The organism is Mumia quercus (assembly GCF_025506335.1).
Taxonomy (GTDB): Bacteria; Actinomycetota; Actinomycetes; order Propionibacteriales; family Nocardioidaceae; genus Mumia; species Mumia quercus.
The window spans coordinates 189,441-205,858 of sequence record NZ_JANZYO010000004.1; the positions used below are offsets into that span (position 1 = coordinate 189,441).

The 16,418-nt window shown below is 71.0% G+C and carries 13 protein-coding genes; 6 read left to right on the forward strand and 7 right to left on the reverse strand.

Going from position 1 to position 16,418, the window contains the following annotated elements; all coding sequences use genetic code 11:
• Positions 1 to 7: 7 nt before the first annotated feature.
• Positions 8 to 1,186 (reverse strand): CaiB/BaiF CoA transferase family protein, encoded by a 1,179-nt coding sequence (locus NYZ95_RS10245; protein WP_262851173.1) that lies wholly within the window; start codon positions 1,184 to 1,186, stop codon positions 8 to 10.
• A gap of 109 nt (positions 1,187 to 1,295) precedes the next feature.
• On the opposite strand from NYZ95_RS10245, the gene NYZ95_RS10250 reads away from it, so the two are divergent.
• Positions 1,296 to 2,078 carry an alpha/beta fold hydrolase gene (locus NYZ95_RS10250; RefSeq protein ID WP_262851174.1) on the forward strand — a complete coding sequence of 261 codons (783 nt, stop codon included), beginning with the start codon at positions 1,296 to 1,298 and terminating at the stop codon, positions 2,076 to 2,078.
• On the opposite strand, the gene NYZ95_RS10255 is transcribed toward NYZ95_RS10250, so the two are convergent.
• The 5 genes from NYZ95_RS10255 to NYZ95_RS10275 are packed head-to-tail and all read right to left on the reverse strand — an operon-like array spanning position 2,075 to position 10,260.
• A complete protein-coding gene (locus NYZ95_RS10255; protein WP_262851175.1) occupies positions 2,075 to 3,307 on the reverse strand; it encodes an MFS transporter in 1,233 nt (410 codons plus the stop codon). The genes NYZ95_RS10250 and NYZ95_RS10255 overlap by 4 nt on opposite strands.
• A 22-nt stretch (positions 3,308 to 3,329) precedes the next feature.
• Positions 3,330 to 4,067: a respiratory nitrate reductase subunit gamma gene (narI, locus tag NYZ95_RS10260; RefSeq protein ID WP_262851176.1), complete on the reverse strand. Its 738-nt coding sequence runs from the start codon at positions 4,065 to 4,067 to the stop codon at positions 3,330 to 3,332.
• Positions 4,064 to 4,702, reverse strand: coding sequence for a nitrate reductase molybdenum cofactor assembly chaperone (gene narJ, locus NYZ95_RS10265; RefSeq protein WP_262851177.1), 639 nt, complete (start codon positions 4,700 to 4,702; stop codon positions 4,064 to 4,066). Before narJ ends, narI begins: the two co-directional genes overlap by 4 nt.
• Complete coding sequence (narH, locus tag NYZ95_RS10270) at positions 4,702 to 6,366, reverse strand: nitrate reductase subunit beta (RefSeq protein ID WP_262851178.1); 1,665 nt, start codon at positions 6,364 to 6,366, stop codon at positions 4,702 to 4,704. Before narH ends, narJ begins: the two co-directional genes overlap by 1 nt.
• Positions 6,367 to 6,381: 15 nt before the next feature.
• Complete coding sequence (locus NYZ95_RS10275; protein ID WP_262851179.1) at positions 6,382 to 10,260, reverse strand: nitrate reductase subunit alpha; 3,879 nt, start codon at positions 10,258 to 10,260, stop codon at positions 6,382 to 6,384.
• 116 nt (positions 10,261 to 10,376) lie between these two features.
• On the opposite strand from NYZ95_RS10275, the gene NYZ95_RS10280 reads away from it, so the two are divergent.
• Positions 10,377 to 10,697 (forward strand): cupin domain-containing protein, encoded by a 321-nt coding sequence (locus NYZ95_RS10280; protein WP_262851180.1) that lies wholly within the window; start codon positions 10,377 to 10,379, stop codon positions 10,695 to 10,697.
• A gap of 56 nt (positions 10,698 to 10,753) precedes the next feature.
• Positions 10,754 to 11,245, forward strand: a complete 492-nt coding sequence (locus tag NYZ95_RS10285; RefSeq protein ID WP_262851181.1) for a DUF4383 domain-containing protein — start codon at positions 10,754 to 10,756, stop codon at positions 11,243 to 11,245.
• Between the two features lie 21 nt (positions 11,246 to 11,266).
• Here NYZ95_RS10285 and ilvA read toward each other — a convergent pair whose 3' ends face one another.
• Positions 11,267 to 12,529 (reverse strand): threonine ammonia-lyase IlvA, encoded by a 1,263-nt coding sequence (gene ilvA, locus NYZ95_RS10290; protein ID WP_308212232.1) that lies wholly within the window; start codon positions 12,527 to 12,529, stop codon positions 11,267 to 11,269.
• A gap of 122 nt (positions 12,530 to 12,651) precedes the next feature.
• On the opposite strand from ilvA, the gene NYZ95_RS10295 reads away from it, so the two are divergent.
• The 3 genes from NYZ95_RS10295 to kdpB are packed head-to-tail and all read left to right on the forward strand — an operon-like array spanning position 12,652 to position 16,405.
• Entirely contained in the window at positions 12,652 to 12,741 is a 90-nt protein-coding gene (locus tag NYZ95_RS10295; RefSeq protein ID WP_262851182.1) for a potassium-transporting ATPase subunit F, read from the forward strand.
• The gene (kdpA, locus tag NYZ95_RS10300) at positions 12,741 to 14,402 is read left to right on the forward strand and encodes a potassium-transporting ATPase subunit KdpA (protein ID WP_262851183.1); all 1,662 of its coding nucleotides are present in this window, start codon (positions 12,741 to 12,743) and stop codon (positions 14,400 to 14,402) included. Before NYZ95_RS10295 ends, kdpA begins: the two co-directional genes overlap by 1 nt.
• Complete coding sequence (kdpB, locus tag NYZ95_RS10305; RefSeq protein WP_262851184.1) at positions 14,399 to 16,405, forward strand: potassium-transporting ATPase subunit KdpB; 2,007 nt, start codon at positions 14,399 to 14,401, stop codon at positions 16,403 to 16,405. The genes kdpA and kdpB overlap by 4 nt, the downstream gene beginning before the upstream one ends.
• Positions 16,406 to 16,418 lie beyond the last annotated feature (13 nt).

The following is a 16,418-nucleotide window of genomic DNA, read 5'->3' on the forward strand; positions in this document are numbered from 1 at the left end:
GTACGGGTCAGTCGGCGTCGCGCTGCACGGCGGCGCCGGAGTCGATGAGGGCGTCGACGTCCTCGATGCCCCACGCGGCGAGCGCCTCGCGGGTGTCGGCACCGGGCTTGGACGGCGCACGGCCCAGGGAGGCAGGCGTACGGGAGAACCGGGGTGCGGGTGCCGCCTGGACGACGCCGTCGTGCTCGACGTACGTGCCGCGGGCGACGAGGTGCGGGTGCTTCGGCGCGTCGCGCATCGGCACCACGGGCGCCACGCACGCGTCCGTGCCTTCGAACACCGCCGCCCACTCGGCCTGCGTGCGCTCGGCGAAGCGTGCCGCGAACCGCTCGCGCAGCCGGGGCCACTGCGTGACGTCGAAGCGGTCGGGAAGGTCCTCGAGCTCGAGCAGCGTGACCATCTCGTCGTAGAACTGCGGCTCGAGCGCGCCGACCGACATCCACAGCCCGTCGGCGGTCTCGTAGACGTCGTAGAAGGGCGACCCGCTGTCGAGCAGGTTGGTCCCCCGGGCGTCGCTCCACGCCCCCACCTGCTGGAGGTTCGAGATCATCGTCAGCAGGTGCGCGGTGCCGTCGACGATCGCGGCGTCGACCACCTGGCCGCGACCGGACTCGCGGGCCTCGACGAGCGCGGCCAGCACGCCGACGACGAGGTACATCGAGCCGCCGGCGAAGTCGCCGAGCAGGTTCATCGGGATCTGCGGGGGTCCGCCTGCGCGCCCGATCGGGTCCAGCGCGCCCGCCACCGAGACGTAGTTGATGTCGTGGCCCGCACTGGGAGCCAGCGGTCCCTCCTGGCCCCAGCCGGTCATCCGCCCGTACACGAGTCGCGGGTTGATCCCGAGGCACACGTCGGGACCGAACCCGAGGCGCTCGGCCACCCCAGGACGGAAGCCCTCGACGAGCACGTCGGCCCGCCCGACCAGGTCGAGCAGCACGGCGACGCCCGCGGGGCGCTTGAGGTCGAGGGCGACCGACCGCCGCCCTCGCGCGAGGAGGTCCTTGTCCTGCGGGATCACGGCAAGTCCGCCTGGGGTCACCCGGTCGACGCGGATCACGTCGGCCCCGAGGTCCGCGAGCAGCATCGCGGCAAAGGGGCCGGGACCGATCCCGGCGATCTCGACGACACGGACACCGGAGAGCGGGCCGCCAGCGGGGGCCGCCGGCGAGGACGTGGTGTGGGTCACGCTCCGATTCTGACAGTAGGACTGTCATGGTTGTCAACCCGCAGGTGAGCTATTCTGCCGCCAGGACGTGACATGCCGCATGTCACATCATGGGTGACAGGAGTCTCCGATGGGCGACATCGTGTACAGCCGCCGGGGTTCGGGCGAGCCGCTGGTCCTCATCCACGGCATCGGCCACCGCAAGGAGGCGTGGGGGCCGGTCGCGGACCGGCTGGCCGCGCACCACGACCTCATCGCGCTCGACCTGCCCGGGTTCGGCGCGTCCGGGCAGCTGCCCCGGCAGGGCCGCGACCGGATGGACCACCTCACCGAGGCGCTGGAGGGGTTCTTCCGCGATCTCGGCCTGGATCGTCCGCACGTGGCGGGCAACTCCCTCGGCGGCGCGATCGCGCTGGAGCTGGCCGCCCGCAGCTCGGTCCGAAGCGCCACCGCCCTCTCCCCCGCCGGCTTCTGGACCGAGCGCGAGCGTCTGTGGGCGTTCACGGTGCTCATGTCGATCCGCGCCTCCTCGTACCTGCCGAACCCGGTCACCCAGCAGGTGGCCCAGCGCGACTGGGCACGCGGGATCGCCATGGCGAGCCTGCACGCGCACGGAGGACGTCTCGCGTCGGACGCGTTCCTCGGCGACCTGCGTGCGCTGCGCGGCTGCACGGCCTTCAACCGGGTGCTGCGCGCCGGCGCGCGCTACGCCTACCGCTCCCAGCCGTCCGTCCCCGCGACGATCGCCTGGGGCACGAAGGACCGCATCCTCCTGCCCGTCCAGGCCGAGCGTGCCCGTGCGCAGCTGCCCGGGCTCACCCACGTACTGCTGCCCGGCGCAGGGCACGTGCCGATGATCGACGAGCCCGAGCTCGTGACCCAGGTGATCCTCGACCAAGTCCGCGCCGCCTAGGTGGCCTTGCGGCGACCGCCAGGACGCTCGCGCAGGCCGAACACGGTGTACAGGAGCACGAGCGCCGCACTGAGGCACAGCAGCAGGAGTCCGGTCGTGTACGTGTGGTCCTGCTCGTTGTACGTCGCGCCCATGACCAGCGGCGGGAAGAACCCGCCGAGCCCGCCGGCCGCACCGACGATGCCGGTCACCGAGCCGGTCTTGTCCGCAGGCGCTCGCAGCGCGACCCAGGCGAAGACCGAGCCGGCACCCAGCCCGAGGAACGTCGCCATCAGCACGAACGAGATACCGGCCGGCCACTCCGGCTCCGGCCTCAGCGCCAGCACGACCGCCATCACGGCGGTGCCCGCGAGCGAGATCATCGTGACCAGCCGCGGTCCGAGCTTGTCGGAGAGCGTCCCGCCGATCGGACGGGCGACCACCGCCGCGATCGCGAAGCCCGCGGTCCGCTCGCCGGCCGCCGTCAGGTCGTAGTCGTACGTGAGGACGTCGCCGAGGTAGGTCGGCAGGTACGTCGAGAACGCCACGAAGCCGCCGAACGCGATCGCGTACAGCAACGACATCTGCCACGTGACCGGCTCCTTGAGGGCCGCGACCAGCTTGGGCGTCGCCGGCTGGGAGGACGGCGACCAGCGCGGCGAGTCCCGCATCAAGAACCAGCACAGCGCCGCGGTCACGAGCAGCGCGACCGCGATGATCACGTGCGTCACGGTGTAGCCGAACCAGTCGACGAAGCGCGGCGTGAAGAAGGACGACAGCGCGGTGCCGCCCATGCCCGCGCCGAACAGCCCGGTCGCGAACCCCTGCCGCGGCTTCTCGTACCACGCCTTCACCATCGGGATGCCGACGGCGAACGTCGTGCCTGCGATGCCGAGGAAGAACCCGAAGACCACCAGCATCGCGTACGAGTCGGCGTTGCCGGCGACCGCGACGAGGATGACGAACGGCGCCGACAGCACCAGCAGCACGGTGAACATGAGGCGTCCGCCGTACTTGTCGGTGAGGGTCCCGGCGGCGATCCGCCCCAGCGCACCGACGATCACCGGGACGGCGACGGCGAACGACTTCTGCGTCGACGAGAGGTCCATCTCGGTCGCGTACCGCGCAGCGAGGGGGCCGATGAGGTTCCACGCCCAGAAGCTGATCGCGAACGCCCAGGTGGCGAGAATCAGGTTGCGGGTCTGCGCGGCCTTCGGAAGCGCCGGCAGTGTGGTGGCTTCGGTGCTCATGATGGGCCCTCTCGACCTCAGGTCAGCGGTCGCGGTCGCGGGTGCCGACGGGATCCCAGCCCGGCCGCGGGGCCCGGGTCGCAGGGACGGCGTCGCGGCTGCGGTAGACGATGTAGGGGCGGAACAAGTAGTGCAGCGGCGCGGTGAACGCGTGCACCAGCCGCGTGAACGGCCAGATCGCGAACAGCGCGAGACCGACCAGCGTGTGGACCTGGAACGACGTGGAGGCCGCGGCCATCGCGTCGACGTCGGGCTGCAGCACGAACAACGAGCGGAACCACGGCGAGACGGTGTGCCGGTAGTCGGTGACGTTGGTGTCGAAAACGCTGATGACGGTCGTCGCGAGCCCGGCGACGATCGCGGCAACCAGCACCACGTACATCGTCTTGTCGTTCTTGGTCGTCGCCATGAAGACAGGACCAGTCTTGCGACGGCGGTAGATCAGCAGCCCCACGCCGACGAGCGTGGCGAAGCCGGCGATCGCTCCCAGGCTCAGCGCCAGCGCGTGGTACTGCGACTCGCTGACGCCCATCGCGTCGGTCCACGACTCCGGGATCACGAGCCCGATCACGTGCCCGATGACGACCACCAGGATGCCGAAGTGGAACAGCGGGGACGCGATCCGCAGGAGCTGCGACTCGTACAGCTGCGACGAGCGGGTGGTCCAGCCGAACTGGTCGTAGCGGTAGCGCCAGATCAGCCCGCCCACGAAGACCGCGATGACGAGGTACGGGATCACTCCCCACAGCACCGTGCTCATCGTGAGCCTCCGCTCGTCTCGTGCATCGGCAGCAGGCGGGGGTCGTACGCGTCGAGGCCGACGGTCTCGGTCGGCGGCCCGGCCATCGCCATCGCCGCCGCCTTGTCGCGCGGCCCGGGGCCGTCGTACGTCGCGCAGACGCCACGCAGCACGTGCGCCCACGGCGTCGGCGCCTTCGTCTCGGCGGCCTCGAGCGCCAGCCGCAGCAGCTCGACGCTGGGGCGGTACTGCTCCAGGAGCGCCCGACCCCGCTCAGGATCGTGCGCGGCGAGCTCGAGGACCATCGGCAGGTAGTCGGGCAGCTCGCCGTGGGTGTCGACGACGAGGCCGGAGTCGCGGTACGCCTGCTTGATGCCGGCGAGCACCTCGCCACGCCGCCGCGTGTCGCCGTCGGTGAAGTAGGACAGGTAGAGAGGGTGCTTGCGGTCGAGGTCGAACACCTCGACGTAGCGCCGGGCGAGCGTCTCCTGCGGCGTGGTCTCGGCCGCGTCGACGAAGGCAAGCAGGTCTCGACCACCCTTCGGCGCGCTCTCCTCCAGGGCGCTGCGGACCAGCGGGAGGCGGGCGTACGTCTCGTCGTCGGGGTAGGCCAGCAGGATCGCCGCGGCGCGGTGCACGACCCGGTGGTCCTTCATCAGCCGTCACCCCTCCCCGGGAAGACCCCGTCGGCGGTGCCTCGCGCGTCCCAGTTGAGGAGGTTCACCTGGCCGCTGCGCTGCGGGTCGGGAGCGGCGATCGTGTCGGACTCCTGGCGTTGGCGCAGCGCGTGGAACGTCTCGACGGCGACCGGTACGGGACGTCCGCTCGCCTCTCCGACCGGCCCGGACTCGTACATGCCCGGCCCTTCCTCGAAGTCGAGGGAGCAGCCCATCTCCTCCAGGTCGTGCGCCTGCTCGGTGTGCGCCGTCGGGATCACGTACCGCTCGTCGTACTTCGCCAGCGCCATGAGGCGGTACATCTCGTACATCGCCTCCTCGGTCATCCCGACCGACTCGGGGATGGAGGCGTCGGGCTCCTTGCCGAGGTTGAGGCCGCGCATGTACGACCGCATCGCGGCCAGCTTGCGCAGCACGTCGGTCACGATGTCGGTGTCGCCGGCGGTGAACAGCTCGGCGAGGTACTCGACGGGGATGCGCAGCGCCTCGATCGCCCCGAAGAGCGTGCCGGCATCCTCCGCGTCGTGGCCCTGTCCGGCGAGCAGGTCGACGATCGGCGACAGCGGCGGGACGTACCAGACCATCGGCATCGTCCGGTACTCCGGATGCAGCGGCAGCGCGATCCGGTACTTCTTCGCCAGCGCGTAGACCGGCGACCGCTGCGCCCCGTTGATCCAGTCCTCCGGGATCCCCTGGGCCCGGGCCTCCGCCACGACCCGCGGGTCGTCGGGGTCGAGCATCAGGTCGAGCTGCGCCTCGTACAGGTCGCGTTCGTCCTCCACCGCCGCCGCCTCGGCGACCCGGTCGGCGTCGTACAGGAAGACCCCGATGTAACGCAGCCGCCCGACGCACGTCTCCGCGCACACCGTCGGGATGCCGACCTCGACCCTCGGGTAGCAGAACGTGCACTTCTCGGCCTTGCCCGACTTGTGGTTGAAGTACATCTTCTTGTACGGGCAGCCGGTGATGCACTGCCGCCAGCCGCGGCACCGGTCCTGGTCGACGAGCACGATGCCGTCCTCGGAGCGCTTGTAGATCGCCCCGCTCGGGCACGACGCCATGCACGACGGGTTGAGACAGTGCTCGCAGATCCGCGGCAGGTAGAACATGAAGGTGCTCTCGAGGTCGGTGCGGATCTTCTCCTCCGACTCGCGTCGCACCTTCTCGACGATCGGGTCCTGCGCGATCGCCGACGGACCTCCGCCGAGGTTGTCGTCCCAGTTCGCCGACCAGGTGATCGCCATGTCGTCGCCGGTGATCAGCGACTTCGGGCGCGCCACGGGGAAGTCGTCGCCGAGCGGCGCGCGGGTGAGGTTCTCGTAGTCGTACGTCCACGGCTCGTAGTAGTCCGACAGCTCCGGCTGGACCGGGCTCGCGAAGATCGTCATCAGGCGCCGGGCGCGGCTGCCCGTGCGCAGCGAGATCCGCCCGCGCCGGTTGCGGACCCACCCGCCGCGCCACTTCTCCTGGTCCTCGTAGCGGCGCGGATAGCCCTGACCGGGCCGCGTCTCGACGTTGTTGAACCACACGTACTCGACGCCGGCGCGGTTGGTCCACGCCTGCTTGCAGGTCACCGAGCACGTGTGGCACCCGATGCACTTGTCGAGGTTCATCACCATCGCGACCTGTGCCATGACCTTCATGTCGTCGCCACCTCCTCAGTACCTGACGGGAGCGGTCCGCTTGCGCACCGTGCAGACGATGTCGCGCTGGTTGCCGGTGGGGCCGAGGTAGTTGAACGTGTACGACAGCTGGGCGTACCCGCCGATCATGTGCGTCGGTTTGACCAGCAGGCGCGTGACCGAGTTGTGGATGCCGCCGCGCCGGCCCGTCTTCTGCGACTTGGGGACGTCGATCGTCCGCTCCTGCGCGTGGTGGACGTAGACCACGCCTTCGGGCATCCGGTGGCTGACGATCGCGCGGCCGACGAAGACGCCGTTGGCGTTGTCGCACTCGACCCAGTCGTTGTCGACGACCGCGATCTTGTCCGCGTCGGCGATGCTCATCCACACCGTCGGGCCGCCGCGCGACAGGGAGAGCATCAGCAGGTTGTCCTGGTACTCGGAGTGGATCGACCACTTGTTGTGCGGCGTCAGGTAGCGGACCGCGATCTGCACCGAGCCACCCTCACCCTGGCCGGTCGAGTAGTCCGAGCCGCCCCCTTGGCCGGTCGAGTAGTCCGAGCCGCTAGGCGAGGACGTATCGAGACCCGAGGTCTCGATACGAGCTCCGCTGGCGCTCCGCTCTACTCGACCACCTGGGGCATGGCCGTCCGGGAGCCGTGCGTCGCCGTACATGAGGTGCATGTCCAGCGGCGGCCGGTACGTCGGGAGCTGCTCGCCGTAGTCGCGCATCCAGTCGTGGTCGAGGAAGAAGTGCATGCGGCCCGTGAGCGTACGGAACGGCATGAGCCGCTCGATGTTGACCGTGAACGGCGCGTACCGTCGCCCTCCGGTCTCCGAGCCCGACCACTCCGGCGAGGTGATCACCGGCTGCGGGGAGTCCTGGGTCATCGCGAAGGTGATCTTCTTCTCCTCCGCACCCTCGGCAAGGTCCACGAGCCGCCTGCCCGTACGACGCTCGAGGTCGCGGAATCCCTGGACGGCGAGGGCGCCGTTGGTCGTCCCCGAGAAGGTGAGGACCGCCTCCGCCAGCCGGGCGTCCGTGTCGATCGCCGGCCGGCCGGCCGCCGGGCCCGACGACATCACGCCGTGCTTGGCCGCGAGGGACCGCACCGCCTCGTCGAGCTGGTACGTGACGTTCTTGACGGCGAAGCCGAGCTGCTCGGCCTTCGGACCGACGGTGACGAGCTTGTCGGCGATCGCCGTGTAGTCCCGCTCGACGACCGCGACCGCCGGCATCGTCTTGCCCGCGACCGGCTCCACCTCGCCCTCGCGCCAGTCGAGGTCACGTCCGCCCCGCTGGGCGATCTCACCCGGGGTGTCGTGCTGCAGCGGCACGGTGACGAGGTCCTTGCGGGTCCCGAGGTGCGTCTTCGCCAGCTCGGAGAGACGACGGGCGAGGGCGACGAACATGTCGTAGTCGCTGCGCGCCTCCCACGGCGGGTCGATCGCCGGCGTGAACGCGTGGACGTACGGGTGCATGTCGGTCGAGCTCAGGTCGTACTTCTCGTACCAGGTCGCGGCGGGGAAGACGATGTCGCTCAGCAGGGTCGTCGACGTCATGCGGAAGTCGGCCGACACGAGGAGGTCGAGCTTGCCCTGCGGCGCCTCGGGGCGCATGCGGATCGTCTTGGGCGCCTCGGCGGCGTCCGGCGCGTCGACGTTGGACTGGGTGCCGAGGAGGTACTGGAGGAAGTACTCGTTGCCCTTGGCCGAGCTGCCGAAGAGGTTCGAGCGCCACAGCACCAGCGTGCGCGGCCAGTTCTCAGGCGCGTCGACGTCGTCGATCGCGGCGTTCAGGCTGCCGTCGCGCAGGCGGTCGGCGACCCACGCCCCCGCATCGGCGGCGCTGCCGTCGGCGGTGGCCGCGCTCGCCTCGTCGGCCAGGTCGAGCGGGTTGCGGTCGAACTGCGGGTAGAACGGCATCCAGCCCTGCCGCGCCGACTTCGCGATCACGTCGGCGGTGTGCAGGCCCGCGAGGTGCCCCTCCGCGAGCGGCGACGTGAGCACGTCCTGGTGGGAGCCGTCGGAGCGCCACTGGTCGGTGTGCATGTACCAGTACGAGGTGCCGGTCATCGTCCGCGGCGGCCGCGTCCAGTCCAGGGCGTTCGCCAGCGAGATCCAGCCGGTGATCGGGCGGCACTTCTCCTGCCCCACGTAGTGCGCCCAGCCACCGCCGTTGCGTCCCATCGCTCCTGTCGCCATGAGGAGCGTGAGGATCGCCCGGTAGCTGACGTCGCCGTGGAACCACTGGCACACGCCGGCGCCCATGATGATCATCGAGCGGCCTCCGGACTCCTCGGAGTTGCGGGCCAGCTCGCGCGCGATCCGGATGCACTGCTCCGCGGGGACGGAGGTGATCTCCTCCTGCCAGGCGGGCGTGTAAGGGGTGGAGGCGTCGTCGTACCCCGTCGGCCACTCTCCCGGAAGGCCGTCACGGCCCACCCCGTACTGGGCGAGCATGAGGTCCAGGACCGTCGTCACCGCGTGGCCGGCGACCTGACGGACCGGGATGCCGCGGCGCACCAGCGAACCCGAGCCGTCCGGCGTGTCGAACGTCGCCATCAGGACCTCACCGGGTCGCGCGTCGGGGCCGATCACCGACAGCGCCGGGTCCACCTCGCCGAGATCGAGGTTCCACCGGCCCTCACCGGTCTCGCCGTAGCGGAAGCCCATCGACCCGTTCGGGACGACGGTGTCGTTCGTGGTCGCGTCGAGGACGACTGTCTTCGACTCCGCGTTCTCCGACGTCCCGCCGAGGTCGGCCTCGGTGAGGAACTTCTCCGGCACCCACGCCCCGTCCTCGCTCTGCGAGAGCCGCACGAGGAACGGCAGGTCGGTGTACTGCTTCACGTAGTCGGTGAAGAACGGCACCTGCCGCTCGAGGTAGAACTCCTTGAAGATCACGTGCCCCATCGCCATCGCGAGTGCGGCGTCGGTCCCGGCCTGGGCTGGCATCCACTCGTCGGCGAACTTCGTGTTGTCCGCGTAGTCGGGCGACACCGCGACCACCTTGGTGCCTCGGTAGCGCACCTCCGCCATCCAGTGCGCGTCCGGCGTGCGGGTCACGGGCACGTTGGAGCCCCACATCATCAGGTACGAGGCGTCCCACCAGTCTCCGGACTCCGGGACGTCCGTCTGGTCGCCGAAGACCTGCGGGCTCGCGACCGGCAGGTCCGCGTACCAGTCGTAGAACGAGGTCATCACGCCGCCGATGAGCTGGATGAACCGCGTGCCCACGCAGTGGGACACGATCGACATCGCCGGGATCGGGGAGAACCCCGCGCAGCGGTCGGGTCCGTACGTCTTGATGGTGTTGACGTGAGCGGCGGCGGCGATCTCGATCGCCTCGTCCCAGGAGATCCGGACGAGACCGCCCTTGCCGCGGGCGCTCTGGTAGCGGCGCCGCTTCTCCGGGTCGGCGGCGATCTCGGCGAACGCGAGCACCGGGTCGCCCAGGCGCTTCTTCGCCTCGCGGTACATCTCGATGAGCGTCCCCCGCCCGTACGGGTAGCGGACGCGGGTCGGCGAGTACGTGTACCAAGAGAACGCGGCCCCTCGCGGGCACCCCCGCGGCTCGTACTCCGGCCGGTCGGGACCGGTGCTCGGGTAGTCGGTCTGCTGGGCCTCCCACGTGATGATGCCGTCCTTGACGTACACCTTCCACGAGCAGGACCCGGTGCAGTTCACCCCGTGCGTCGAGCGGACGACCTTGTCGTGGCTCCAGCGATCGCGGTAGAAGACGTCGCCGCTGCGCCCGCCCTCGCGGTAGACGGAGCGTCGGTCGGGGCTCTCGTCCCAGCGGGTGAAGAAGTCTCCCAGCGCGAGCAGCGCCTCGGACGCGGGGCCGTCGGTCCCCGGCGTCGCGCCTCGGCGTCGCGATCGTGCGCGTCCCTCACGGGTCGTCTCGGTCATCGCAGACCTCCTTCGGGTCAACGTAGGTCCGGCGCGCCGGACCCGCACCCGGAAGCCGCGGACGCCGACCCGCGCTACGCTCGCCGGGACCCAGGGCCTCGCAGGAGGGAGACGCGATGCGTGACATCGCCGCGCTGACCGAGGAGTACGTGGAGGCGGCCAGCAGCTCGCCGCACGGCCGCAGCGCCGAGCTGGTCCTCCAGGACGGGCCGCTGCGCCAGAGCGTGCTGGGGCTCGCGGAGGGGGCCGAGCTCGCCGAGCACGACGCCCCGCCTGCCGCCAGCGTGCTCGTGCTCAAGGGCTCGATCGAGATCGTGAGCGCGTCCGGGACGCTCGCGCTCGAGACGGGGATGATCACCGAGGTCCCGCGGGAGCGTCACTCGGTACGCGCGCTCGTCCCCTCGGCGTTCCTGCTCACCGCCGTCACCGACATCTGAGGCGCGGAGCGTCTGACGGCGCGGCTATCCCGTCCTCGCGTGGGTACCGGCCGGACATGGCCAAAGACATCGCTGCTACCACGACCCCGGAGCACAAGGCCGTGCAGACGGTCCGCGCGATGGCGACCGTCGTCGCCGCCGCGTTCGTGCTGGCGGGCATCCTCGGGTTCGTCCCCGGAGTGACGACCGATCTCGGCAGCCTCACCTGGGCCGGGCACGAGAGCGGTGCCCAGCTGTTCGGGGTCTTCCAGGTCTCGGTCCTGCACAACCTCCTCCACCTCGCGTTCGGCGTGGTGGGGCTCGTGCTCGCGAGGAGCGTCGTGGGCTCCCTGCGCTTCCTGCTGTGGGGCGGCGTCGCGTACCTGGTGCTCTGGGCCTACGGGGTCATCGTCGACCACGACCACGGTGCCAACATCGTGCCCGTCGACGAGGCCGACGACTGGCTGCACCTGGGCCTCGCCACCGTGATGATGCTGCTCGCCGCAGTCGGTCGCGGCCTGCTCACGCCGCGCGCCGCCGCGCGCGCACCCGGATACCCGACCGACTGAGTCGTCGGACCTCTCGCGGCCTCAGACGAGGAACTGGAACGCCGGGTCGTCCGGTGACAGCTTCTGCGCCCGCAGCGGCGAGTCGTCGAGCCGCTCGAGCAGTCCGGGAAGGTTCGCCGGCGCGCCCAGCTCGATCCCGACCAGCGCCGGGCCGGTCTCGCGGTTGTGCCGCTTCACGTACTCGAACAGCGTGATGTCGTCGTCCGGGCCGAGCACCACGTCGAGGAACCGGCGCAGCGCGCCGGGCTCCTGCGGGAAGTCGACGAGCCAGTAGTGCTTCAGCCCCTTCGACACCAGCGCACGCTCGATCACCTCGGCGTAGCGGCTGACGTCGTGGTTGCCACCGGAGACCACGACGACCGCGGTCTCGCCCGGGAGCACGATCCCCGGCAGCCGGAGGGCGGCTGCCGCCAGCGCACCCGCGGGCTCCGCGATCACGCCGTCGACCTCGAAGAGGTCCAGCATCTCCTCGCTGACGCGCCCGGGGTCGACGGTGACGAGCTCGACGGGGCGTCCCGCCGCCTCCAGCGCGGCCAGCGTCGCGTACGTGTGCGCGCCGGCACGCCGCACCGCGGCACCGTCGACGAAGGCGTCCACCTCGTCGAGGGTGACGGGAGCGCCGTGCTTGAGGGCCGCCGCCATGCTCGCCGCCCCGGACGGCTCCACGCCCACGACCCTGGTCTGCGGGTGGTGCGCGGCGAGCCACGTCGCCATCCCGGCGATCAGCCCACCACCACCGACCGGCACCACCACGACGTCGGGGACGCAGTCCCCCAGCTGCTCGCTGACCTCGCGTGCCACGGTGCCCTGCCCCGCGATCACGTCGGGGTGGTCGAACGCGGGCACGACCGTGGCGCCGGTCCGCGCCGCGTCGGCGGAGGCGGCCGCGCTGGCGGCGTCGTACGTGTCGCCCCCGACGATGACCTCGACGTGCTCGCCGCCCAGCACGGCGATCCGCTCGCGCTTCTGGCGCGGAGTCGTCCGCGGCAGGTAGATCCGCGCGGTGGTCCCCAGCGCCCGCGCCGCGTACGCGACGCCCTGCGCGTGGTTGCCTGCGCTGGCGGCGACGAGGCCGCGCCCGCGCTCCTCGGCGGTGAGCCGCGAGATCATGTGGAAGGCACCGCGCAGCTTGTACGAACGTACGGCCTGCAGGTCCTCGCGCTTGAGCCACACGTCCGCGCCGGTGCGCTCGCTCAGCCGCGCGGCGCGCTCCAGCGGCGTACGGGTCGCGACGCGCGAGACGGGCTCGTACGCGGCGTCGATGGAGTCGGCGTTCACAGGCACGTCCTCCAGAGTAAGCAGAGACCGCAGCGCGCCTCGACGCCGCCCGTCAAGATCGCGTCAAGGCCGGTCAAGGTCGCGTCAAGGACGCCCCGATCGCCGAGAACGCGGCGAAGACTCGAGACATGAGTCTTGACACCGGCCTCCTGATCCTCCTGGTGGCCCTCCTGATCGGCTACCTGGTCGCCTCCCTCGTCCACCCGGAGCGGTTCTGATGAGCGATGCTGTCGCAGGCGTCCTGAGCCTGCTCGCCCTGGTCGGCCTGCTGGCCCTCGCCTACCGTCCCCTCGGCGACTTCATCGCCGGTACCCTCGAGAGCCCGCGCCACAGCCGTCTCGAACGCCCGCTCTACCGGCTCGCCGGCGTCAACCCCGACGCCGCGCAGAGCACACGCTCGTACGCGCTCGCCGTCGTCGGGTTCTCCGTCGTCAGCCTCGCGCTCCTCTTCCTCCTGCTCGTCCTGCAGTCGTTCCTGCCGTACGCGCGGGGACAGGCGGGCATGCCGTGGGACATGGCCCTCAACACCGCCGTGTCGTTCGTGACCAACACCAACTGGCAGTCGTACGCAGGCGAGTCGACGCTGGGGTGGACGGCGCAGGCGGCAGGTCTCGCCGTCCAGAACTTCGTCTCGGCGGCCGTCGGCATCTCCGTCGCCGTGGCGCTCATCCGTGGCTTCACGAGAAACCGGACCGACCAGCTCGGCAACTTCTGGGTCGACCTCGTCCGCGTGACCCTGCGGGTCCTCCTCCCGATCGCCTTCGTCGGTGCGGTGCTCCTCGTCGTCGCCGGGACCGTGCAGAGCTTCTCGTCCGACCAGGTCGTGGACACGCTGACCGGCGGCCAGCAGACGATCACGACCGGCCCGGCGGCGAGCCAGGAGGCGATCAAGGAGCTGGGCACCAACGGCGGAGGCTTCTACAACGCCAACTCGGCCCACCCGTTCGAGAACCCGAACGGCTTCTCGAACCTGCTCGAGATCTTCCTCATCCTCCTCATCCCCGTCGCGCTCACCCGCACGCTCGGGACCATGCTGGGCAACCGCCGGCAGGGGTACGCGGTGCTGGGCGCGATGACGGCGCTGATCGTGACGTCGCTGGCGATCACCACCTGGGCCGAGGTCGGGGCCCACGGGCAGGCAGCGCAGGCGGCCGGCGCGGCGATGGAGGGCAAGGAGACACGGTTCGGCGAGTGGGCCTCCGCCCTCTTCGCGACGGCGACCACCGGCACCTCGACCGGTGCGGTCAACTCGGCGCACGACTCCTTCACCCCGGCCGGCGGCGGCGCCGTCCTCGTCAACATGATGCTCGGCGAGGTGTCGCCGGGCGGTGTCGGCGCGGGCATCTACGGGATCCTCGTCATGGCGATCCTCGCCGTGTTCGTCGCGGGGCTCATGGTCGGGCGCACGCCGGAGCTGCTCGGCAAGAAGATCCGCTCGACCGAGATGCGCTACGTGGCGCTCTACACCCTGACGACTCCCGCGCTCGTGCTCGTCGGGGTCGGGATCGCGATCGCCCTGCCGAGCACCGCCGACGCGATGGGCAACCCGGGCGGCCACGGCTTCACGGAGGTCGTCTACGCGTTCACCTCCGCGGCGAACAACAACGGCAGCGCGTTCGGCGGGATCACCGTCACCTCGACCTTCTTCCAGCTCATGCTGGCCGGCGCGATGCTCCTCGGCAGGTTCGTCCCGATCCTGTTCGTCCTGGCGCTCGCGGGCTCGCTGGCACGGCAGGGCAAGGTCCCGGCCACCACCGGGACGCTGCCCACCCACACTCCCCTGTTCGCGGGCCTGCTGGTCGGGGTCATCCTCGTGATGACCGGCCTGACCTACTTCCCCGCGCTCGCTCTCGGTCCGATCGCGGAGGCCCTCGCATGACCCTCTCCCTGCTCGTGCGCCAGCTGCCGACGGCGCTGGCCAAGCTCGACCCGCGCCACATGTGGCGCAACCCGGTGATGTTCGTGGTCCTCGTCGGGTCGGTCCTCACCACGGTCCTCGCGGTCGCCGACCCCGACGGCTTCACGGTCGCGATCGCGGCCTGGCTGTGGCTGACCGTCCTCTTCGGCAACCTCGCCGAGGCGGTCGCCGAAGGCCGCGGCAAGGCGCAGGCCGCCTCGCTGCGTGCCGCGCGCAAGGACACGGTCGCGCGTCGCCTCGAGCGCGACGGCTCCGTGACGGAGGTGCCGGGCACCGACCTCGTGGTCGGCGACCGGGTCGTCGTGGAGGCCGGCGAGGTGATCCCCGGTGACGGCGACGTCGTCGAGGGCATCGCCTCGGTCGACGAGTCGGCGATCACGGGCGAGTCGGCACCGGTGATCCGCGAGGCCGGCGGCGACCGGTCCGCCGTGACGGGCGGCACCACCGTGCTCTCGGACCGGATCGTCGTGAAGATCACCGCCGCCCCCGGCAGCACGTTCCTCGACACGATGATCGCGCTGGTCGAGGGCACCTCCCGGCGCAAGACCCCCAACGAGAACGCGCTGACGATCCTCCTGTCCAGCCTCACGATCGTCTTCCTCCTCGCCGTGGCGACGCTGGCTCCGATGGCCGACTACGCCGGCGCCCCGCAGCGCACGGTCGTCCTGGTGGCGCTTCTGGTGTGCCTGATCCCGACCACGATCGGCGCGCTGCTCTCGGCGATCGGCATCGCCGGCATGGACCGCCTGGTCAGGGTGAACGTCCTCGCGATGTCGGGCCGGGCCGTCGAGGCGGCCGGTGACGTCGGCACGCTGCTGCTCGACAAGACGGGCACGATCACGTACGGCAACCGTCGCGCCACGTCGTTCGTCGCCCAGGCGGGCGTCGACCCGGAGCTGCTGCGCGACACCGCCCGGCTGTCCAGCCTGGCCGACCCCACGCCCGAGGGCCGCTCGATCGTCGAGCTCGCGCTGGAGCAGGGCGCACCCGACGTACCGCTGCCGGCGGGCGCGGAGATCGTCGCGTTCTCCGCGACGACGCGGATGTCCGGACTGGATCTGGCAGACGGGACGGTGGTGCGCAAGGGCGCCGCGTCGGCGGTCCTCGCGTGGCTCGACCGGACCTCGCTGCCGCCGAGCGTCGAGTCCGCCGTCGCGCACATCAGCGCGGACGGGGGCACGCCGCTGGTGGTGGCCGTACGACGCCCCGGCGAGGCCGGGCAGATCCTCGGCGTGGTCCACCTCAAGGACGTCGTCAAGCCGGGCATGGCCGAACGGTTCGCCGAGCTGCGGCGGATGGGTATCCGCACCGTCATGGTGACCGGCGACAACGCGATCACCGCCAAGGCGATCGCGGCCGAGGCCGGGGTCGACGACGTCCTCGCCGAGGCGACGCCCGAGGAGAAGATGGCCTTCATCCGCCAGGAGCAGGCCGGCGGGCGGCTCGTCGCGATGACCGGAGACGGCACGAACGACGCCCCCGCGCTCGCGGCGGCCGACGTCGGCGTCGCGATGAGCTCGGGTACGTCGGCGGCGAAGGAGGCCGGCAACATGGTCGACCTCGACTCCGACCCGACGAAGCTCATCGACATCGTCGAGATCGGCAAGCAGCTGCTCATCACCCGGGGAGCGCTGACGACGTTCTCGGTCGCGAACGACGTCGCCAAGTACTTCGCGATCATCCCCGCGATGCTCGTCGCCGCGTACCCGAGCCTGGAGGCGCTGGACGTCATGCGGCTGCACAGCCCGGAGTCCGCGATCCTCTCGGCCGTCATCTTCAACGCGCTCGTCATCGTCGCGCTGATCCCGCTGTCGCTGCGGGGCGTCGCGTACCGGGTCGCCACGGCGGCCGGCCTGCTGCGGCGCAACCTCCTGGTCTACGGGCTGGGCGGTCTCGTCGTGCCCTTCGTCGGGATCAAGCTCGTCGACCTCCTCCTCTCCAGCCTGTTCGGCTCCGCGCTGTGAGCCACACGGAAGG